Annotated in this window: 11 protein-coding genes; 3 read left to right on the forward strand and 8 right to left on the reverse strand. The window is 69.1% G+C overall.

Annotated elements, in window-relative coordinates; genetic code table 11:
• Positions 1-72 precede the first annotated feature (72 nt).
• The 7 genes from AWB89_RS25635 to AWB89_RS25665 form a co-directional block, all read right to left on the reverse strand.
• Positions 73-6,627, reverse strand: a complete 6,555-nt coding sequence (locus AWB89_RS25635; protein ID WP_085177497.1) for a type I polyketide synthase — start codon at positions 6,625-6,627, stop codon at positions 73-75.
• Between the two features lie 109 nt (positions 6,628-6,736).
• On the reverse strand, positions 6,737-8,011 hold the full coding sequence (locus tag AWB89_RS25640; RefSeq protein ID WP_085096527.1) for a glycosyltransferase: 1,275 nt from the start codon (positions 8,009-8,011) through the stop codon (positions 6,737-6,739).
• Positions 8,012-8,036: 25 nt separating this feature from the next.
• On the reverse strand, positions 8,037-8,828 hold the full coding sequence (locus AWB89_RS28170; protein ID WP_241519322.1) for an ABC transporter permease: 792 nt from the start codon (positions 8,826-8,828) through the stop codon (positions 8,037-8,039).
• Positions 8,825-9,586 carry an ABC-2 transporter permease gene (locus AWB89_RS28175; RefSeq protein ID WP_241520608.1) on the reverse strand — a complete coding sequence of 254 codons (762 nt, stop codon included), beginning with the start codon at positions 9,584-9,586 and terminating at the stop codon, positions 8,825-8,827. Before AWB89_RS28175 ends, AWB89_RS28170 begins: the two co-directional genes overlap by 4 nt.
• Entirely contained in the window at positions 9,583-10,512 is a 930-nt protein-coding gene (locus AWB89_RS25650; RefSeq protein WP_085177499.1) for an ATP-binding cassette domain-containing protein, read from the reverse strand. The genes AWB89_RS28175 and AWB89_RS25650 overlap by 4 nt, the downstream gene beginning before the upstream one ends.
• A gap of 145 nt (positions 10,513-10,657) precedes the next feature.
• Positions 10,658-14,140, reverse strand: a complete 3,483-nt coding sequence (locus tag AWB89_RS28375; RefSeq protein WP_193791376.1) for a PE family protein — start codon at positions 14,138-14,140, stop codon at positions 10,658-10,660.
• Positions 14,141-14,386: 246 nt separating this feature from the next.
• A complete protein-coding gene (locus tag AWB89_RS25665) occupies positions 14,387-15,388 on the reverse strand; it encodes a Gfo/Idh/MocA family protein (RefSeq protein ID WP_174627871.1) in 1,002 nt (333 codons plus the stop codon).
• Between the two features lie 131 nt (positions 15,389-15,519).
• Between AWB89_RS25665 and AWB89_RS25670 the strand changes: the two genes are divergently transcribed.
• Positions 15,520-16,644 (forward strand): glycosyltransferase family 4 protein, encoded by a 1,125-nt coding sequence (locus AWB89_RS25670; RefSeq protein WP_158089851.1) that lies wholly within the window; start codon positions 15,520-15,522, stop codon positions 16,642-16,644.
• Positions 16,645-16,754: 110 nt separating this feature from the next.
• Positions 16,755-18,404, forward strand: a complete 1,650-nt coding sequence (locus AWB89_RS25675; RefSeq protein WP_241520609.1) for a GMC oxidoreductase — start codon at positions 16,755-16,757, stop codon at positions 18,402-18,404.
• Between the two features lie 50 nt (positions 18,405-18,454).
• Here AWB89_RS25675 and AWB89_RS25680 read toward each other — a convergent pair whose 3' ends face one another.
• Positions 18,455-19,723: a glycosyltransferase gene (locus AWB89_RS25680; protein WP_085177501.1), complete on the reverse strand. Its 1,269-nt coding sequence runs from the start codon at positions 19,721-19,723 to the stop codon at positions 18,455-18,457.
• A 347-nt stretch (positions 19,724-20,070) separates the two neighbouring features.
• Here AWB89_RS25680 and AWB89_RS25685 point away from each other — a divergent pair, with 347 nt between their 5' ends.
• Positions 20,071-21,483 (forward strand): hypothetical protein, encoded by a 1,413-nt coding sequence (locus AWB89_RS25685; protein WP_085177503.1) that lies wholly within the window; start codon positions 20,071-20,073, stop codon positions 21,481-21,483.
• Positions 21,484-21,756: the final 273 nt, after the last annotated feature.

Here is a 21,756-nt window from a genome sequence, read left to right on the forward strand (position 1 = left end):
GTGCCAGGTTGGTGAAATCACCGCATCGGCATCGTCATACCGGCGTCGGGTGCCGTTTGCCGCCGGCGCCGGTCAGCTGTCGATCTCCGCGGTCAAGTCGAATTCGGCCAAGGTGCGCGAAATGATCTCCCGCAACTCATTTTTGGTATTTTCCCGGCCGAGAACGTATGCCGAAATTCTGAGAAAGATCTTCCCGTTGCCCCGCCCGGAACCCACGAACAGTTGCCCACCGATGTGCTCGAGGGTGCTCTTCTTGATGTCGGGCTCGTAGGACCTCATATAGGCATAGTCGGCATCGCTGCCGTCGGGCCGGTTCACCGCCGCGGACAGGTCACCGAAATTGGAGACGGTCACCGGGAGGCTGGCACCGCCCGCCGCCATCGCGGCCAGTCTCCTGTTCAGCCGCCGCGGAACCATCGCCGCCAGTGGGAATGTCGCCAAAAACTCTTCGTCGGGGTTCTCCATCCCCGCGAGGATTGCCCGCGTGATCGTGGCCTGCGTGTCCCTGAGGTCCGTCGCGGCGAGCGTTGGATCGACCGCGACGTCGACCACGGTGAGCGCGTTGCCGCGGGTATCGCCCGCGGTCCGCAGCGATACCGGAAAGCGCAGGGTGACTTTTCCGTCGTCGCGAACCCGCCCGACCCTTGCCGCGAGCCGGCACGCCACTCCGGCCACCAGCGAGTTGCTGCTCGCAACAAGGTTTTTCGCGCGGGCATCCCATTCGGCCGGGTCGATGTATGCGGTCAGGGCGGGCACCTCTACCGCCTGATCGTCGCCGGCCGTCCGTTGGGAAGGCGGCGCCGCCTTCATCGATGACGCGAATTGCTTGCGGTCGGGCCAGGCCCGTCGAGCCGTGGCCACCAGAGCCCGCCCGATGTCTGGCAGCTCTCTGGCGGTTTGCCGGAGATCCTCACGGACCGCCCGCGCGAGGCTGCGCGACTCCGCCGGCGGATAGCCCAGGTCGCGCGTCCGGCCCTCGGCGGCATCGGCTATCGCCTCGACAAACCCGATCCCGTCGACGATCGTGTGCGAAACCACCAGGCTGACGGCGGCCCCGCCGTCCTCGAGCGGCAGCATCCCGAGGTGCCAGCCGGGCCCCCACTCCGGATCGACGGGGAGGCGCACCCGCTCGTCGGCCCAGGCGCTCACGTCGGAGCGCCGCCGCGGCGTCGCGGCGATGTCGATGTCGTCCGGGCCAGGGGCCCTCACCCAGTGGTCACGCGCGAACGGTATCGGGGAACGTTCGACCCTGCGCCCCAACAGCCCGCAGCCCAGATTGCTCTGAAAACGGCGCAGCCCATCAAGATTGACGCCACGGTCGTAGACCCAGATGAACTGAACCTGGGTGCCGTGAACCGCTCGCATGGTCAGGAACACCGCTTGATCGACGTGTGCGAGCCTGTTGTCCACCGGCTCGGCGCTGCGCGTGCCGACGGGCGCCGCCGGGACCGCGGATGCGGCGGGTTCGTCGAGCAGGTCGGCCAGGTGGCGGGCGAGCTTGGCCGGGGTGGGGTGGTCGAAGGCCAGCGTTGCCGGCAGGGCCAGGCCGGTGTGCCGGTTGAGGGTGTTGCGCAACTCCATGGCCGTCAGCGAGTCGATGCCGAGATCCTTCAAGGGCCCATCGGGATCGAGCGCCGCCGGATCGGGATGGGCCAACACGGCGGCGGCCGTCGCGGTGACCATCGCGGTGAGGGTGTCAAGCCGTTGCTGAGGGTTCTGGGCGGCCAAGGTCGCGGCCAGCGTTCGGGGGCTCGCCGAGGTGGCCTGCCCCTGGTCGGCCAGGGCGGCGACCGGGCCGGGTTCGGCGGCGTCGCCGGTCGGGGCGGGGGCCAGCCAGTAGCGGCGGTGGTCGAAGGGGTAGGTGGGCAGGGCGACGGTGTGGGCGTGGGGGTACAGCGCCGGCCAGGACGGGCTGTGGCCGTGAGTGTGCAACTGCGCCAACGCCTTAGCCAGGCTCTCGTGGCCCGGACGCTCGCGGTGCAAGGTGATGACGACCGCCGACTGGGCGCGCCCCGGGGTCTGGGCGAGGGTGTCGACCAGCGCGGGGGCCAATACCGGGTGCGGGGACAGCTCCACGAACGTGCACTCCCCCGCGGCGAGCCGCTCGAGGACGCGGTCGTGGAAGCCGACCGGCTCGCGCAGGTTGCGATACCAGTAGTCGGCGTCCATGGTGGTGGTGTCCAGCGGTTCGACCGAAACCCCTTGTCCCACCGTCGAATACAGGGGGATTCGCCCGGGCGCCGGGCTGAGGTCGGCCAGCTCGGCCAGCAACCGCTCGCGGACCGCCTCGACCTGGGCGCAGTGCGAGGCGTAGTCCACCGCGATCGGGCGGATCTGGATGCCGTCACGCTCACACGCCGAGCTGAACTGCTGCAGCGCGCCGGGGTCGCCGCTGACGATGGTGTGCGAGGGGCCGTTGATCGCCGAGATGCTCAGCGCCGCACCCCACGGCCGCAGCAGCGACTCGAGTTGCTCGGCGCCCAGCAGCACCGAGGCCATCGCGCCGGCGCCACACAGCGCGCTCAGCGCCTGGCTGCGCCGCGCCACAATCTTGGCGGCCTCGGGCAGGCCGAATACCCCGGCGAGATACGCGGCGGCGATCTCGCCCTGGGAATGCCCGATCACTGCGTCGGGGACGATGCCGCAGTGGCCGAGCACCTCGGCCAGCGAGACCATCATCGTAAACAGCACGGGCTGAACCACATCCACGCGATCCAGCGACGGCGCCGCAGGGTCCTGAAGCAGGACGTCCCGCACTGACCAGTCGGTGAACGGGCGCAACGCCTCGTCGCAGGCGTCGACCATGTCGGCGAACACCCGATGCCGTGCATACAGCTCGGCACCCATGCCCGGATACTGGCCCCCCTGCCCGGGCAGGACGAAGACGGTCTTGCCGCGCAGATGGGCCAAGAAATGATGCTGAATCAGCTGCGGGTGGGCCCGGCCGTCGCGCAGCGCGTCCAACGCGGCCAGCAGGTCTTCCCGCGCATCCGCGGAGGACGCCGCATCGGTGATCACCGCCCGATACGGGTGATGAGCGCGGGTGCCGCCCAGGCTGTAGGCCACGTCGGTGAGGTCTAGCTCGGGATGGCTGACCAGGTGGTGGTGCAACCGGTCGGCCTGCGCGCTCAACGCCGCGGGGGTGCGCGCCGACACCGCCCACAGCCGCGGCCCGAACTCGGCACCCGCGTCGGTTCGCTCGGCCGGCTCTGGGGTCGGCGCCTGTTGCAGGATCACGTGCGCGTTGGTGCCGCTGATCCCGAACGACGACACCGCCGCCGTGCGCGGATGATCGGTGACCGGCCAGGCTACCGGCTCGGTCAGCAGCCGCACCGTGCCCGCCGACCAATCCACCTGCGGGCTGGGCCGATCCACGTTCAGCGTCGGGGGCAGGGTGTCGTGGTTGAGCGCCTCGATCATCTTGATCATGCCCGCCACGCCGGCGGCGGCCTGGGTGTGCCCGATGTTCGATTTGATCGACCCCAACCACAACGGGCGCTCGGCGCTGCGCGCCGCACCATAGGTCGCGATCAGGGCGCCCGCCTCGATCGGGTCGCCCAGGCTGGTGCCGGTGCCGTGGGCCTCGACCACGTCGACCTGATCCAGCCCGACACCCGCTTTGGCCGCGGCCTGGGTGATGACCCGTTGCTGCGCGGGCCCGTTGGGGGCCGTCAACCCGTTGGAGGCGCCGTCCTGGTTGATCGCCGAACCCGCGATCACCGCCAGCACCGGGCGGTGGTGGCGCCGCGCTTCACTGAGCCGTTCCAGCACCAGCACCGCGGCGCCCTCGCCCCAGCCGGTGCCATCGGCGTTGGCGGAGAACGCTTTACAGCGCCCGTCGGCGGCCAGCCCGCGCTGCCGCGCGAACTCGGTGAACACCGACGGCGTCGTCATGACCGTGACACCACCGGCGAGGGCAAGGGACGACTCGCCGTTGCGCAGCGACTGACAGGCCAAATGCGCGGCCACCAACGACGACGAGCACGCCGTGTCGAGGGTGATGGCGGGGCCCTGCAAACCCAACGCATAGGCGACGCGCCCCGAGGCCACGCTGGTGGACAGGCCGGTCAGCGCGTAGCCCTCCACCCCGTCGGAGCCGCTCGCGCCGTAAGACTGTGACCACGCCCCGACGAACACCCCGGTCTCCGAGCGCGCCAACGAGGACGGATCAATCCGCGCGGCCTCCAACGCTTCCCAGCACACCTCCAGCAGCAACCGCTGCTGGGGATCCATGCTCAGCGCCTCGCGCGCCGAGATGCCGAAGAACGGCGCGTCGAACCCGGCCGCGTCCGCCAAAAATCCGCCGGCGCTCGCGTACGTCTTGCCCACCGCGTCGGGATCGGGATCGAACAACTCCCCCAGGTTCCAGCCGCGGTCGGCCGGAAAACGCCCGACGGCGTCGGTGCCACTGGCCACCAGGTCCCACAACGCCGCCGGCGAATCCACCCCGCCGGGGAACCGACAGGCCATGCCCACCACCGCGATCGGCTCGTCCGCCGCGGGCCGCGACTGCACCGCCGGCGCCGGCGCGACAGACCCGTCCAGCAGCCCGCCCAGATGGGCGGCCAACTCGTCGGGAGTGGGGTAGTCGAAGGCCAGCGTGGGCGGCAACGGCAGCTCGGTCTCGGTCCTCAGCCGGTCAAGCAGCTCCGTGGCCTTGACCGAATCGAAACCCAGGTCGCCAAAAGCGGATTCGGGGTCGATGTCCTCCGGGCCGGGGCGCCCCAACACCGCCGCGGCCTGTGCGCACACCACCTCCACCAGCAGGTCATGCTCTTGGCGGCGGAGCGACTGCCGCTGGCGGCGAAGCCCGCGCAGGCGTTGCGTCCAGCCCGAGTCGGTGCCGGCGCCCGCGTCGGCGTCCTCGACCGCACGCCGCAGCGGCCGGCGGATCGGCCCGTCCAAGCGGGTGAACTCGTCGCGCAGATACAGCTGCACGCAGTCCCGTCGTCGGACCTTGCCGCTCGTGGTGATGGGAATCGAACCGGGCGGCACCAGAACGAGATCCGCCACGCTCAGGCCGTGCGCCTTCGATATGGCGGTCGCGATGTCCCGCCTGACGACGCCCATCCGCTGCTTCGCGGCCTCTTCGGGTTCGTCGCGATTCTTGAGCTCGGCAATGGCGACCACATTCTCGACGCCGTCGTCGTCCGGAACCCCGATCGCCACGCAGCGTCCGCGGGTGACTTCCTGAATCGTCGCCTCGATGTCGTCGGGAGAATGGTTGCGGCCGTTGACGATCAGGAGATCCTTGATGCGGCCGAGGATGAACAGCTCGCCGTCGGAGAAGAAGCCCAAATCCCCGGACCGCAGCCAGGGGCCCGCGGATGCGCCGCCCGTCGCGCCGACGAGGGTGGCACCGAACATGCCCTCGGTGCCGGGAGGGTTTCCCCAATAGCCTTGCGCGACATTGCCGCCTTGCACCCAGATCTCGCCGACGGTTCCCGCCGGACACTCGATACTGGTATCGGGGTCGACGATGCGCACGGCCGGTGACCGTGGCACGCCGTAGCTCACCAGCGGTGTACCGTCTTCGCTGGCGCACCGCTTGGCGTGGCCGGCGGTCAGCTTCTCGGATTCGAAGTGAACGATTTCCGGCGACTGGCCCACCGCACGCGTCGCGATGTACACCGTCGCTTCCGCCATTCCATACGCGGGCCGCAACACCGTGTCACGAAAGTTGAAGCGGGCGAACCGCTCCGCGAAGCGTTGCAGTGTCGCGGGTTGCACTCGCTCGCTGCCGTTGAGGATGCCGAGCACGTTGCCAAGATCGAGGCCGGCCAGGTCGTCATCCGAGGTTTTCCGTGCCGCCAATTCGAAAGCGAAGTTCGGCGCCGCGGAGAATGCTCGGCTGTTGCTCGCCAGCGCTTGCACCCACCGGGCGGGTCGTTGCAGGAACGACGCGGGGCTGGTGATCAGGGCGGGAAACCCCGCCAGCACGGGAAAGATGATGGCCAGATACAGACCCATGTCGTGATAGAAGGGCAGCCAGGACACCATTGTGGTGTCCTGCGGCGCGGCCCCACCGAAGATGTCGGCATTGATCTGCTCGAAGTTGGCCACGATGTTTGAGTGCGAGATCTCGACGCCCTTCGGAGTGCGCGTCGACCCGGAGGTGTACTGCAAGTACGCGATGTCTGGCCGACCCTTGGCCTCGGCGGCCGCGCCGTCGTCGGAGTTGAGGTCCAGCGCATCAACCTCGACGACCGGTGGCGCCGATGCACCCGGCTTCGACTCGAGATACCCCGCGATGTTTCCCGCGACGGACGACGTCGTGAGAATCGCCGAGGGCGACGCGTCACTCAGGACCGAAATGAAGCGCTCATCGGTGACGCCTCCCTGGGGCACCGACAGCGGAACCGCGATCCGACCGGCTTGCAACGCACCCAGAAACGCGGTGACGTACCCGAGGCCCTGCGGCGCCGCGATCACCACGCGGTCACCCGTTGACCCGCTCGCGGTGAGCTCCCGTGCGACGTTCAGCGTTCGGCGATACAGCTGCGACCACGTGAGGGTTTCCGGAACGCCCGCCCAGTCCCGCTCGTAATCAACGAACGTGAACGCCGCCTCGGCGGGCCGCGTTCGAGCGCGTTCCCGCAGCACCGCGGGAACGGACGACTCGATCACAGCTTGTGACGATACCGGTGAAAACGCCATTTTCGCACCCGAAAAAACACACCCGCGACATCAGCATTCCCCCAGGTCAGACGTGCCAATTCGCCCTCGCACATGGGCGTCAGCCCACTCGCTGCAAGCGGGCGAAGTTCTCCACCAGATCGGTGGCGGCCGCGACGCTTTCGGCGGGCGTGGTCATCCGGGGCGCGAGCTCGCGGGCGCGGGCCCGGTATTCCGGCGCAAGAATCCGGCGCAGGTCCTTGACCAGCGACTCCTCGGTGGTGGTCGAAAGACGGCGAGAGGTGCCCACCCCCAAGCGTTTGAGCGCGGCGCCCTCCAGCGGCTGATCGTAGAACGTCCATAGCACCACCTGCGGGACTCCGGAGCGCAGGCACGTGGCCGTGGTGGCCGCACCGCCGTGATGCACGACCGCGCGGCAGGCGGGAAAGACCGCCTCGTAATTCACCGCGCCCACCACCTTGACGTGCTCGAAGTGGTGAATATCGCTGAAGTCGCTGACGCCGGCGCAAACCAGCGCGCGCTCGCCCAGGCGCGCGCAGGCCGCGGCGATCATGGCCAGCCTGTCGGCGGCAGACTCGACGGCGAGGCTGCCGAAGGCGAAGCAGATCGGCGGTGTTCCCGCCGCGATCCAGGACAACACCTCGTCATCGGCATCCTGTGGGAATCCCAGTGTCAGCGTGCCCACGAAGGGGCGTTTGCCGTCCCATTTCGCCCACTCGGCTTCCAGTCCCGGGATGAAAAGCCGGTCGTAGCCCTGGATTTCAAGCGATCCGCGCTCGGCGATCCGGCGCGTCCAGGGGCGTGTCGCGGCGGGTAGACCGAGCAGACGACGCTGCGCGTCCTCGGCTTCCTTCGCCGGACCGCCCCATGTCATCCGCTCGTATCCCCGCATTGCGGCGCGGCCCAACGGTGCCGGCAACAGGGGCATGACTTTCCCGTTGGCCCGGATTGGGAACCAATGCAGCATGACGAACGGAATGTCGTAATACTCGGCGACATTGAACGGGAACTGCTCGAAGCCGTAGCCGGAGATGATCAGGTCGGCCCCGTCTCCCAGCGACTTCAGCGTTGTGAAGGCTTCCTCCGTCCAGCATTGGCTCACGATCGCCGAGATTTCGCGCCCCAGCCTGTCCAGTTCCTGCATCTTCCAGGGGCTGCGAAACAGCAGCGTCCAGTAGTCGCGCTGGACGTCCATGATGATCCGCGAGTCCAGACCGTAGCCGACGGCCGAAACGCCGGCCGCCTCGGTGAAACCGACCAGGTTGGGCGGTACCGCCATGCGCACGTCGTGCCCTCGGCGCACCAGCTCGCGGCCCACCACGACGGACGGCTCGACATCGCCTCGCGCCCCGTAGCACGCCATCGCGAATTTCATTGCGAGCCTCGACCTTTCAGTTGTCTCAGTGCCCGGATTCCGCTGCGGCACGGTAACCGCGGACGGCCAGCGGCCCGAGCACCGCGGTCAGGCCGAGAGACCACATGACGGTCACCAGGAGCGGCCACAGCACCGGACCGCTTTGGGCAAGCCCCCGCATCGACTCGATCGTCGCCCACATCGGTTGAAGGTGGATCTCCAGCCGCACCCACGACGGCAGCGTCTGCGTGGGCACCACACCGGAGCTGGCGAACACCGCACCGGTGGCCGGCACTCCCAGCCACATGAGCGCCGAACCGGTCCTGGCGCGCACCGCGATCGCGATCACCGCCATCGAGAAGACGACGACCACCAGCACCGGCACCAGTACGAACGGGATAACCGTGAGCCAGCCGCCTTTGAAGCGAAGGCCGAGGCCTACCCCGACCGCGGTGATCAACGTGGCGCTGACGAACGTGCGCGCGGCCTCGGCGAGCAGCCTGCCGGTGAGCGCGCTGGCCCGGTGTACGGGGAAAACCCATAATCTGCCGATCAGACCGCTGTCGCGGTCGATCCACATGCGGCGACCGGTCGCAAGCGCACCGAACATCGCGCCGGCCACGGCGCACATCGGCACCAGGCCGTAGAGGCTTTCCGTGCCGGTGATCCTGAGTATCGACTTGCCCACCAGCAGCTTGTAGGCGATCAGCAGAAACGTCGGGAACACCAGCGCCTGGATCAACACCATCGGTTGGCGCCGCCACCGGGTGAGGAGATGGCTTGCGAACAGCAGAGTTTCGCTGGCCAGGGAACTCCGCGGCGGTGCGTTCGCGGTCATTGCGGCCGCCCCTGCACGCGCATCGCGATCGCACCGAACACCACCAGCAGCCCAAGACACCACGCCAAACTGGTCGCGACGTTGCTCGCCACCACGTGGCCGGTGGTGAAGCCACGCAGGGTCTGCGTCACCTGCGAGACGGGCTGGTTGCGCACGAACGGATGCAACCAATCCGGAAACGAGTCGGCCGGCGCCATCCCGGTGGACAGCATGACCAACAGCATTTGGGGAACGAGCAGCAGCTGATCCAACACGCCGCTGCTCGCGAACCTGCCTTGCGAGGCCACAGAAAGGACCCCGGCCGCATCGGCGGCGAGCGAGAGGGCCAGCGTCAGCAGCAGGGCAACGACGGCGAAGGCGGCCGCGTGCATCAGCCCGCCGAACATCCGGAAGCCGAACGCGTACCCGACGGCGATCGCGGCAAGCAGCCCGAGGGCACCGCGGAACAGGCAGTACATCATGCGGGCCATCAGCGGTGTCACCGTAGATATCGGAAGCGTGCGGAGTCGATCGGCGAAGTCGCTGCGCTCGTCCTGGGCGGCGCGGTCAATGGTCGTCAGCGCGCCGAGGAAGATGACCTGGACGACGACGACCGGCAGCACGTACTGGGGGTAGCTCATTCCGCCGGTGTCGATCACGTTGCCCAGCATGAAGTTGAAGACGACGAAGTTCAGGCCGGGCGACACCACCGCGAACACCAGGTCGTTGCGCATGGCGTTCTGCACCACACGCTCGGTGAGCGCGGCGAGGGCGGTCACGTCGTGACTTTCGCCGTGAGGTGTAGAAACGCTTCGTCCAACGACGGCTTGCGCAGCGCGATGTCGAGTAGCTCGACGCCCAGCCGGTCCACCCGGCGAAACACCTCGCCGAGGGTAGCGACGCCGTCGGGCGAGAGCACCGAGACGGTGTTCGCCTCGTAGTCGGCTTCGGCGCCTTCGAGATCGGAGACCGCCGCGAAGATCTTGGCGAGGTCGGCCGGGTTGACCGGGCTCACCGTGCAATAGCCCAATCCCACGCGGCGTTTGAGGTCTTCGGCGGTCCCGTCGGCGACCACACGACCTTTGTCCAGTACGACGATCGAATCGCTGAGCACGTCGGCCTCTTCGAGATATTGCGTCGTGAGCAGAATGGTCACGCCCTGGGCCGACAACGACGACACCAGGTTCCACACGTCGCGGCGGCTCCGCGGGTCCAACCCGGTCGTGGGCTCGTCGAGGAAAAGCACCGCCGGTGGAACCATCAGCCCGGCGGCGATATCGATGCGGCGCACCATGCCACCCGAATACGTGTGCACCGGCCGGTCGGCGGCGTGCGACATATCGAACTCGTTGATCAATGCGTCGGCCCGCTGTCGCGCGTCTTTGCGCCGCATGCCCCGTAGCCGGCCGAACAACACCAGGTTCTCGCGACCGGTGAGCTCGAAATCGAGAGCGGCCAGCTGCCCGATGCTCCCGATGCTTGCCCGCACCTGGGCCGCCTCGCGGACGACGTCGTGGCCGGCCACAACCGCTCGGCCGGAGGTGGGCCGCAGCAACGTCGACAGGATCTTGATGGTGGTCGACTTCCCCGCGCCGTTATGACCGAGCAGAGCGCAGACCGACCCCGTCGGAACGAAAAAACTCACGTCCTGCAGTGCGTGGATTTTTCCGTCGAAAGCTTTTGCCACGCCGTCAAGCTCGATCACGAAAACAGACCATACCCGTCGGTATACGCGTGTTGAATAGAAACCGGCTCCTGCGGTTTCGCGACGGCATTCTCGGTGTACGCCCGCTCTGGCGCTCGGAGCGTCGACTGCGCGAGCGGACGGTCGTTCAGGGCCTGCGATTCCGTCATCCGTGGCTGCCGGGAGTGCCGGGGACAACCGTTCCGATTCCTTGGGTGGTGGCCGCACCGCCGTCCCCACCGGCACCGCCGGGGGTGCCAGTCCCGCCGTCCCCACCGTTGCCTCCGGTCGGGGTAGCCGCCGAGAACGTCGAGTTGATCGCCGCAAGACCGCCGGCCCCCCCGGCGCCACCGACGCCGGTACCGCCGATGTCGCCCGTGCCACCGTCGCCGCCACGTCCGCCGTTGGCGTTTCCGAATCCGTTCGTGACGGCCTGCCCACCGGTACCACCGGCACCGCCGGAGGGGCCGTTGCCTCCACGGCCGGCGTCGCCGCCGGTGCCGATCGCCGAAGAGGTGGCGGTCTGGACGGTCACATCACCGCCGTCGCCACCGACCCCACCGACGCCGGCAGTGCCGGCGCCGCCGTCGCCGCCGTGGCCGCCGGCGACGTTTCCGAATCCGTTGGTGACGACCCCTCCACCGGCTCCGCCGTCGCCGCCGGAGCTGCCGCCCCCGCCCACGCCACCGCCGCCGCCGGTGCCGATGGCCGCGGAGGAACTGGTCTGAATGGTCACGCCGCCGCCGGTCCCGCCATCCCCACCGACGCCGACAGTGCCGGCGCCACCGGCGCCACCGTGCCCGCCGGTGACTGCTCCGGTTCCGTTGGTGATGACGGCCCCGCCGTTTCCACCGGCACCACCCGAGCTGCCACCGCCGCCCTGGCCGGCGTCGCCGCCGGTTCCGGTGCCCGAGGACGTGCCCTGGATGGCCACGCCGCCGCCGTTCCCGCCGGCCCCGCCGACACCGTTGCTGCCGGTACCGCCGTCGCCGCCATGGCCGCCGGTGGTATTGCCCGTTCCGTTCGTCTGGACGGCGCCGCCGGCCCCACCGGCACCGCCGGAACTGCCGTTTCCGCCGGTGCCACCGGCACCGCCGGTTCCGGCCGCCGGAGACGAGGTGCTCTGGATGGCCACGCCGCCGCCGGCACCGCCGGTCCCACCGACACCGGTAGTGCCGGAACCACCGTCGCCGCCATGGCCGCCAGTAGTGGCGCCCGTGCCGTTCGTGAGGACCGCCCCACCGACTCCACCCCCACCACCGGAGGCGCCATTCCCGCCTTTGCCACCGACGCCGCCGGTGACGGCGACCGAAGAGGCAGCACTCTGGATGGCCACGCCACCACCGGCCCCACCGGCCCCGCCGACGCCGGTAGTGCCGGTACCGCCGTCACCGCCCACGCCAGCGTTGACGGCTCCCGTGCCGTTGGTGAGAACCTGCCCGCCGGCCCCACCGGCACCACCGGAGGCGCCATTCCCGCCAATGCCACCGCCGCCGCCCGTGGCGATGCCCGACGAGGCAGCGCTCTGGATGGCCACGCCGCCGCCAGCCCCACCGACGCCGCCAACGCCGGTGCCGGCGGCTCCACCGGCGCCGCCATGGCCACCGGTGGTGTCACCCGTTCCGTTCGTGACGACGACCCCACCGGCACCACCGGCACCACCGGAGGCGCCGCTGCCGCCAGTGCCGCCGTCGCCACCCGTGACGGCGGCCGAAGAACCACCGTTCTGGAACTGAACGCTGCCGCCGGCCCCGCCGGCCCCACCGACACCGCCGCTGCCGGTCCCACCGCCGCCGCCATGGCCACCGAGGGTGGCGCCGAATCCGTTCGTGACGACCACCCCGCCGGCCCCACCGACACCGCCGGAGCTGCCGTTTCCGCCAGTGCCACCGGTGCCGCCGGTGACGGCCGCCGAAGAAGCACCGTTCTGGAACTGGACGCTGCCGCCGGCCCCGCCGGCCCCACCGAGGCCGATGCTGGCGGTGCCACCGTCACCGCCATGGCCGCCGGTGGTGTTGCCCGCTCCCGCCGTGATGACCTGTCCACCGGCGCCGCCGGCACCACCGAAGGTGCCGCTCCCGCCGTTGCCGCCGGTGCCGCCGAGGACCGGGACGGCAGAGGATGCGTTTTGGATAACCACGGCGCCCCCGGCCCCGCCGGCCCCACCGACACCGCCGGTGCTGTTGCCACCGGCGCCGCCCGTGCCGGGCGCGACGGCCCCTGTGCCGACGGTGGAGACGCTGGCCCCGGCGCCGCCGGTGCCGCCGTTGCCGCTGCCCGGGGCGTCGCCGCCTTTACCGCCGTTGCCTCCCTGCGAAATGGCAGCACCGCCCGCGCCCCCGTTACCGCCGTTGCCGTTGCCGGCGCCGCTGCCGCCGTCGCCGCCGTTACCGCCGGTGCCTGTCTGGGCAAACGCGGCACCGCCGGCGCCGCCGTTACCGCCGTGACCGTTGCCGGCGGCGTCGCCGCCGGTACCGCCTTGGCCACCGCTGCTACCGCTTCCGCCGGCGCCGCCGTTGCCGCCGTCCGGATGCAGCGCAGTGCCGGCCGCGCCGTTCCCACCGGCGCCGCCGGCCCCGGACGTACCGGTGGTGCCGCCGGCGCCGCTGCCGCCCGGGGTGCCGAAGATGCCGGCGGAACCGCCGGCGCCACCGGCGCCGGCGAGGCCGCCCAAGCCGCCCGCGCCGCCGGCGCCACCTGTGCCGTTGTTGATGCTGAAGTCGCCGACCCCGCCGGTACCGCCGGCGCCGCCGTTGCCGCCGGACCCGCCCTGGCCGCCGTGCCCGCCGGAGCTCAGGAAGCCGACGGCGTTGCCGCCGGCGCCACCGGCCCCTCCGGCGCCGCCGGCGAAGCTCGAGCCCGGGGAGCCGGGAGCGCCCGTGGCGCCCGTGGCGCTGTCCCCGCCGTTGCCTCCGGCACCGCCGGCACCGCCGGACCCGCCAAACAGCGACTCGCTGGCTCCGCCGGCCCCGCCGTTACCGCCGGCGCCGCCCACCAGGCCGGGCACCGTGCTCGAGCCGCCGTTGCCGCCGGCGCCGCCGTACCCGGCGGGGCCACCGCCCAGCAGCCCATTCCTGCCGCCGGCCCCGCCGTTGCCGCCGCCCACACCGGCCGTCGTTGCAGACGCGCCGGCCCCGCCGTTGCCGCCGTGGCCGAAAAATCCCGCCGACCCGCCGTTGCCGCCGTTTTGCCCGGTCCCCGGCGCGCCGGCCGCGCCGTTGCCGCCGTTGCCCCACAAGATGCCGCCGTCGCCGCCGTTGCCACCCGGCGTGGTGGCGTCGGCGCCGTCGCCGATGAGCGGACGCCCCGTCAGCGCCTGAACCGGACCGTTGACCGCGTCCAACGCGGACTGCAACGGCGAAGTATTGGCCGCCTCCGCGGCCGCATAGGCAGCCCCCGCACTGTCCAAGGCGTGCACGAACCCGGCATGAAACGCCTCTACCTGCGCACTCAGCGCCTGTTGCTCTTGCGCATAGGTGGCGAACAACTTCGCGATCGCCGCCGACACCTCGTCCTGGGCTGCGGCCGCCACCGCCGTCGTCGAGGGCGCCGCCGTGGCGTAGGCCGCCCCTATCGTCTGCCTCAGCCCGGCCAAATCGGCTGCCGCGGCGGCCAGAGCTCCCGATGTCGCGATCACATAGGAAGACATTGGATTCCACCTTGGCGGGGCCGGCTAGAGGATTCGGGTGATTTTAGGCGTAGGTTACGCGTGTCTAATAGAGTTTGGAATCCGATTCATAAAGTTTGATCCGAGCTCAATTCGCATACCTGGGGAACACATCGCAGCGCAGAGCGCACGTCGTGTGACTGCTGCGACAGGAGCGAACTAGGCGTCAGGTGTGCTGCGGTGACCGGTGGTCAGGCTTTCCGCCGCTGACCTCCGTCGATTGTTGAGTCAAGCGGGCACGCGCAGCGGAAGACCGGCAGCGCGATACATCGCGTCGATCACGGTCATGTTCTCGATCGCTTCCTGCGGTGTCGTCTTCACCGGTGCGCCGCGCAGCACCGCCGCGGCGAACGCGTCGAGCTGATGCGCATACGTCGAGCGTCCCGCCGTGAAGTTCTCCACTCGCCTCCCGCTCCTCGACCGGACGGAGAACCGCTGGAACGGGATCAACGGGTTGAGCCGCAGCTCACCCCGGTCGCCCACCACCTTCACGGTCAAGTGCGGCAGATCGGTCGACCACATCGAGCAGTGGATCCGGCCGGTGTGCCCACCGGCGAACCGCAGCTCGGCCGTCATGGCCCGGTCCACGTCGGGGCCGCGCAGTTTCGCCCGCGCCGCGACGACCGCCGGAGTCGAACCGCCGAACCTGCGCACCATGTCGACCGCATAACAGCCGAGGTCCATCAGCGCGCCACCGGCCAGCGCGTAGTTGTAGCGGTTGTGCGAGAACTGCGGCATCCAGAAGCACCACTTCGCCTCCACCCGCTGCAGCTTGCCGAGCTCGTCCGAGGCGAGGATCTCCTCCACGCGCGACGCGCACGGGTGGTAGCGGTAGTGGAATGCCTCCATCACGACCCGATCCGACTTGGCGGCCAGGTCGGCGACCTCACGGGCCTCGGCGGCATTGGCAGTGAACGGCTTCTCACACAGCACGTGCTTGCCCGCGTCAAGCGCGGCCCGAGTCCACCGGCCGTGCAGGCCGATCGGCAGCGGGTTATAGATGGCGTCCAGTTCCGGATCGGCGAGCAACGCCTCGTAGCTGTCGTGCACCCGGGCGATGCCGTGCTTGGCGGCGAAGTCTCGCGCGCGAGACGGGTCGCGCGCGGCCACCGCGGCCACCACGACCTCGGGGTTTCCCCGAGCGGGTTTGATGAGCGCCGCCGGCGTGATGCGCGCGGCCCCCAGGATGCCGATCCGCACCGGCGCGCCGCCTCCAGACACGGTCGGCATGCTAGCCGTTCGCGGGTCAGTCCGGCCGATTTCGGCACCCGAAAATGGTTGCCGCTGGTACCGTGCGCCGCGTGAGAACCCGGCTTCGCGCCATCGCGGCTGCACGGACGGCGAGCCCTACCCCCCGGGTGATGGTGATCTCGAACGTCGGAAGTTTCGGCGGCGGAGGCGCGCTCGACTTTCGCGACATGGTCTTGGCGATCCACGAAAATCGGCCCGACGTAGACGTGGTCGCCGTGTGCCCGTGGAAGGGAAGCCTGGTGACGGAGTGCGCTCGGCACGATATCCGGACCAAGATCACCTGGATACCGGGCTGGGCTTTTCTCGTACGGTCGGGGGCGCCGCGCATCGAGGCGCTGATCGGCACGATTCCGTATTTCGCGATGCTGCTTGTCGGCGTGGTGCACGCGGCGTTCCTGCTTATTCGTCAGCGCCCGACGATGGTGCTCACCAATACGATGGTCATTCCTGCGCACGCGATCGCCGCCAAACTGCTCGGCATCCCGCATTACTGGCTGGTCCGCGAGTTCGGCAAAGACGACCATCGGCTTTGGTTTCTGCTGGGTTACCGCAGAACCATTCGCCTCATCGGTCGGCTTTCGGAGGCGGTGATCTGCAATTCGCGGGCGGTCGAGAACGCTCTGCTCGCAGTGGATCCCACGATGACGACGCACGTGGTCTACCCGGTCGTCGACACCCCACTCGGCACACCGCCGCAGCGGCACCCGGGCGAGCGGATGCGCGCCGTATTGGTCGGTTACTTCTCTGAAGCAAAGGGACAACGCATCGCAGTCGAGGCGGTGGCCATCGCCCGGAAGGCGGGCGTCGACATCGAGTTGACATTGGTCGGCGCCGGCAACCAGAAGCCGCTTCGCGAACTTGCCCGACGGCTGGGCGTCGAGGACCTGGTCACCATTCATGGGCGCACCCGCGACGTCGGACGCTTCTGGTCCGCCGCCCACGTCGGCCTCATGTGCAGCCAATGCGAGGCATTCGGCCGGGTCACCGTCGAGGCGATGAGAGCCGGACTGCCGGTGTGTGGGACGAACGCCGGTGGCACACCGGAAATCATCGATCCGGGAGTCAACGGACTGCTGAGCCCTGCCGGCGACGCGAACGCACTCGCGGCCAACCTGATGACACTGGAATCCGACGAAGACCTACGTCGTAAGCTCGCCGCTCGCGCGGTCGAAACGCCACGCTTCCAACGCGACCGTCATGACGACGAATTCACCGCCCTTCTTGGTCTGTGTTGAAGCGCCGCGGCAGAAAACTTTCCAACCCATCCGTCCGTAATGCGCGATGCTACGATCTCGATTCGCCGAGACGGGCCAAGCGTTGAACCATCATCGGCTGAGGAGTTGATTTGGCTGTCGGCGAGGTGAGCGCGCGCGAGGCCGAACGCGTGGTGTGGGACGCGATCGTCGTGGGCACCGGCATGGGCGGCGGGATGCTGGGCTACTCGCTGGCCCGCTCGGGACGGCGGGTCTTGTTCGTCGAAAAGGGCCGCTCGACACTGCCCGGCACGGCCGGCACCATCCGCGCGGCCATGCCCGAACTGGCCGAACCGCGCGCCTACCGTTCGGCAGAGGCCTACTTCGACGCGTTGGCCAGGGCCGGCCGGAGCACCGACGAGATCGAAGACGTCACCGGACGCTCGCCCAAGCGGTTCACCCCGTTTATCGGCAGCGGCACCGGCGGCTCGTCCGCGCTGTACGGCATGGTCTGCGAACGCTTCTTCGTGGAGGACTTCACCCCGCGGAAAAATTTCCGCGACCCCGGCGATTCAACCGTGCCGGACGCCTGGCCGGTCAGCTACGAACAAATGAGTCCCTGGTATGCCGAGGCCGAGAAACTCCTGGGGGTCCGCGGCGAACCTGATCCACTGCGTCCGGAGGCCGCGGCCGTCGGTTTGCCCCCGGCGCCGCCCTTTTCGCCGGACAACCGGCCCCTGGTCGACCACCTGTCAGGCCTCGGGCTGCATCCGTATCACCTGCCGATGGCCTGCGATTACACGGAGGGGTGTGCCACCTGTCAGGCGTATCTCTGCGACAAGTCGTGCAAAAACGAGGCCGGCCGCAATGGGGTGCTGCGGGCCGTCACCGAGCACGGCGCCCAGCTGCTGGCCGAGTGCCGGGTGCTGCGCCTGGAAGCCGACCGCACCCAGGTGCGCCAGGTGATCGCCCAGCATCGCTCGGGCACGCTGACATTGCGGGCCAAGGTGGTGGTGTTGGCCGCCGGCGCACTGGCCACACCGGTGCTTTTGCTCAATTCCCGCTCGGGTGACTGGCCGGCCGGATTGGCCAACGGCTCCGATTGGGTCGGGCGCAACTTGATGCGTCACCTGATGGACTGGATCGAGGTCTGGCCGGAACGCGGCTGCAAGATCACCGAAGAGAACAAGGAGATCGGGCTCAACGACTTCTATTTCTATGAGGGGCAGAAGTTCGGCACCCTGCAGTCGGCCAGCGCGATGGCGAAGTTGGCCTCCATGGACATGCTGACCAACCACCCCGGCTGGCAGCCGGCGATGCTGCGCCTGCTGAGCCCGGCGATCCGGCCGATCTACGACCGCTTCTTCAGCGGCGGGCTCGTGCTGGTCCCGATCATGGAAGACCTGCCGTACCTGGACAACCGCGTGCAGCCCAGTGACCGACCCGGCGCGGACGGCCGGCAACGGCTGCGGCTCCAATATCGGTTACACCCCAGTGAGATCGAGCGCCGCAAGCTGTTTTTGCGGCAGGTGAAGGGGGCGTTGAAACCGTTTCGCACGCTCACACTGCGGACCGGAGCAAACAACTCGACCCTGGGCCATGTCTGCGGCACGTGCCGCTTCGGTGACGATCCCAAGACCAGCGTGCTGGACCCCCGAAACCGGGCGCACGAGGTGGACAACCTCTACGTGGTCGACGCCTCGTTCTTTCCGTCCAGCGCCGGCTTGAATCCCAGTCTGACGGTCGCGGCGAACGCTCTGCGGGTGGCTACGCACGTCAACGAGGCGCATTTCGCCGCCTGAGCGTGGAATTCGCCTGCGCGCGAACCGGTCTCGCGTTCTGCCGTCGTCGATCAGCCAACACGCTTGAGGCGGGCGAAACCTTCCACGAAATCCGCGGCGGCCGCAACGCTTTGGGCCGGTGTCGTCATCCGCGCCGCAACCTCGCTGGCCCGGGCGGCGTATTGCGGGGCGAGGATGGTCCGCAGGTCGTGCACCAACGATTTCTCGGTAGCGCTCGAAAAGCGCCGGGCGGTGCCCACTTTCAGCCGTTTCACCGCGGCTCCCCAGATGCCCTGAACGTCTGCCATCCACAGGACGAGCGTGGGCACTCCGGCGCGCAAGCCCGCGGCCGTGGTGCCCGCGCCACCGTGGTGCACGAGCGCGCGGCAGGCGGGGAAGATCGTGGCGTAATTGACCGCGCCCACCACCTTCACGTGCTCGAAACGGGGGACGTCGCTGAAGTCCGACGCGGCTGCGCAGATCAGGGCCCGTTCGCCCAACTGCGCGCAGGCCTTGCCGATCATCGCGATGGTGTCGGCGGCGGACTCGACGGGAATGCTGCCGAACCCGAAGAAGATCGGCGGTGTTCCCGCGGCAATCCACGAGGCCACCTCGTCGTCGGCGTCCGTCGGTGATTCCATCGTCAGCGTGCCGACAAAGGGCCGCTGCCCATCCCATTTCGCCCATTCGGTTGCCAGGCCCGGAAAGCACACCTGGTCGTAGGCCTGAATTTCCAGCGATCCCCGTTCGGCGATCCGCCCCGGCGCCGGGCCGGTGGCCTTCGGCAGGCCCAATTCCCGGCGCTGCGCGTCCTCGACCTTTTTCACCCCGCGCCAAACCAGCCACTCGTAGGCCCTCATCGCCGAGCGGATCAAGGGCGCCGGCAGCGTCGGGACGAGGCGGCCGTTGACCCGTATCGGGAACCAGAGCAGCGTGGCCAGCGGAATGTCGCGATACTCCGCGACACTGGTGGCCAGCTCCTGGTAGCTCATGCCAGTCAACAGCAGGTCGGCGCCGTCCGTCACCGAGGTCAGCATCCTGCTCATGTCCGCCCAGTGGCGGGTGCCCGGTTCCCGGGACTCACGCAGAAACGCGCGCACATCCCGGATCCGCCAGAAGTTTCGGAAGAAATACGCCCAGAAGTTGCGCGTCGATTCCAGCCACGCCTGAACATCGGGCCCGTAGCCGACCGCGGCGAGCCCCGCCGCCTCCGCGAAGCCGACCAGGTCCGGCGACACGGCCATGCACACGTCGTGCCCGCGGCGGCGCAATTCGCGGCCGACGGCGACACCGGGTTCGACATCGCCGCGCGTGCCATAGAACGCCAGCACAAATTTCATCGCGTGATTTGGCCCTTCACTTGCCGTGCGCGTTCTGCGAAATGAAAGCGGCAGACCGGGTGCCCAGCTCAGCCGCCCAGCAGCATAACCCCAATACCGGCGCGGTCGACTGACAATTTCGAAGTTTGCTGCCGCGCCGACGCCGCCGCCGGCAACGCTGATTTGGCCCCCGCAGACCGCATTTCAGGGATCGATCGGTCAACGAATCATCCAAGGCTCCCGCAAATGCTCCGCCGGGCGAATGCGCCCGAGGCTAATCTGCTATGAATCGGTTCGACCGCGTCCCGTGTTATCGGCGTACGCACCGCCAGCCATCTGGCGAATCTTCTGTCATAGGAGGCTAATCAGTGCCAATTCGGATACGTCGCACGCGCGCATCGGCTCACAGTCACGAGTCCAACGGCGCGGCGCGGCCGGACAATCTGCTGGCACTGGTGGACCAGGGCTTCTTTGACGGCCAGCGCGCCGTCGGCCAGACGGAAGTCATGCAAGTCGTGTGGGTCTACGAGCACCCCATCGACTTCGACGGAATCAAACGCTTCCACCACAATCTCGGTCACGGGTTGTCCGGACGGCTTATCGAGCGGTCGCCGCTGCCGTTCGGCCGGCATCGGTGGGTCGTCGATCGGGGGCCGGCGGAAATCGAATTCGCCGAGCGCCCCCGCCCCCGCTCCGAACTCAGCGACTGGGCCGATGAACGTTCACAGGTCCCCGTTGATCCGGAAAATGGGCCCGGCTGGCACCTCTGCGTCCTCCCCCTGACGGACGGATCGACCGCGGTCACCTGGGTGATCTCGCACTACCTTATTGACGGCGTCGGGGGTCTGGTCGCAGTGGCCGATGCGATCCTTGGCACGAACCGCGACTTTGGCTACCCGCCGCCGCGCTCGCGGAAGCGACTGCGCGCGGTGACACAGGATCTCCGCCAAACGGCGCATGACACACCTGACGTCGCCCGGGCGTTCGCCGCGTTGGCAAAACTGACCCGCCGCCACCGGCGCGAGGCCGCGGACTCATCGCCGGCGCCGAAAGCCGTCACCCGCCGGACGGACGACGGCGCCGACCCGATCATCCTGCCGGGCGTCGCGATCCTCGTCGACCTGGAGCAATGGGATGCCCATGCGAAGTCTCTAGGCGGAACGAGCACGACGCTGGCCGCGGCGTTCACCGCGAAACTCGCCGAACATCTCGGGCGTCGGCGGCCCTCCGACGGCGCGGTGACCCTGCAAATCGTGATGACCGACCGCACCGACGGCGACACCCGAGCGCTCGCGGTGTCGTTTGCCCGTGTCAGCCTCGACCCGTCCCCGTTGACGGCGGATCTGCGCGACACCCGAGCCGCGATCAAGCAGTCGCTGAAGACCCTGGAAAGTGCGCCCGATGAATCCGCGCAACTGGCCGCGCTGTCCCCCTTCACCCCGAAGCGGATCTGGAAGCGGGGAGTCGAGGCGCAGCTCAACGACCCCGACATGCCCGTGATCTATTCCAACCTCGGCGACGCCGGCTCGGTGGTCAGCCGCGCCGACGGCACCCAGTGCGAGCACGCCTGGGCCCGAGGTACGCGCCAACACGCGACGCGCCAACAGCTGGAGCGAACGGGCGGCTACATGCAGCTGGTGTCGTGCCGGACTCCCGCGATCGGCAAGATCTACCTCACCGTCGTCGCCTATCAGCCGGGGGCGGAAAACACGAAGCCCGCTCTGCGCGACCTGGCCGCGCGCACACTGGCCGACTTCGGGCTGACCGGCGAGATCGACTGAGGGACCCTGCGGCGCCAACGCGAACGGCGGCCGCGGCAGCGGTTGCTGGGGCGTGCGGCCGAGGCACCTTCGGGCCGGCATGCTGAGAAGTTCCTTAAATCCCGGTCAGGCGCTGTTGGCCTCCACTAGGTTTGCATCCGTAATTCAACTCGTGTCGGTTAGGGTGGTGCGGTGGTCTGGGGCAGTGTGCACGATGTTGAGCCGGCGCGCTCCGATATCGACGTCGCGACCGGCCAAAATGCAGGCCCCCCGCCCGCACCCCGCCGTCTCTTC

This window comes from Mycobacterium paraense, from assembly GCF_002101815.1.
Classification (GTDB): domain Bacteria; phylum Actinomycetota; class Actinomycetes; order Mycobacteriales; family Mycobacteriaceae; genus Mycobacterium; species Mycobacterium paraense.

What these genes read in the sequence shown, in the direction of transcription:
- AWB89_RS28375 (WP_193791376.1), bottom strand. Translation starts at nt 14,140, where the DNA reads ATGTCTTCCTATGTGATCGCGACATCGGGAGCTCTGGCCGCCGCGGCA.
- AWB89_RS28170 (WP_241519322.1), bottom strand. Translation starts at nt 8,828, where the DNA reads ATGACCGCGAACGCACCGCCGCGGAGTTCCCTGGCCAGCGAAACTCTG.
- AWB89_RS25670 (WP_158089851.1), top strand. Translation starts at nt 15,520, where the DNA reads ATGGTGATCTCGAACGTCGGAAGTTTCGGCGGCGGAGGCGCGCTCGAC.
- AWB89_RS25640 (WP_085096527.1), bottom strand. Translation starts at nt 8,011, where the DNA reads ATGAAATTCGCGATGGCGTGCTACGGGGCGCGAGGCGATGTCGAGCCG.
- AWB89_RS25665 (WP_174627871.1), bottom strand. Translation starts at nt 15,388, where the DNA reads ATGCCGACCGTGTCTGGAGGCGGCGCGCCGGTGCGGATCGGCATCCTG.
- AWB89_RS25680 (WP_085177501.1), bottom strand. Translation starts at nt 19,723, where the DNA reads ATGAAATTTGTGCTGGCGTTCTATGGCACGCGCGGCGATGTCGAACCC.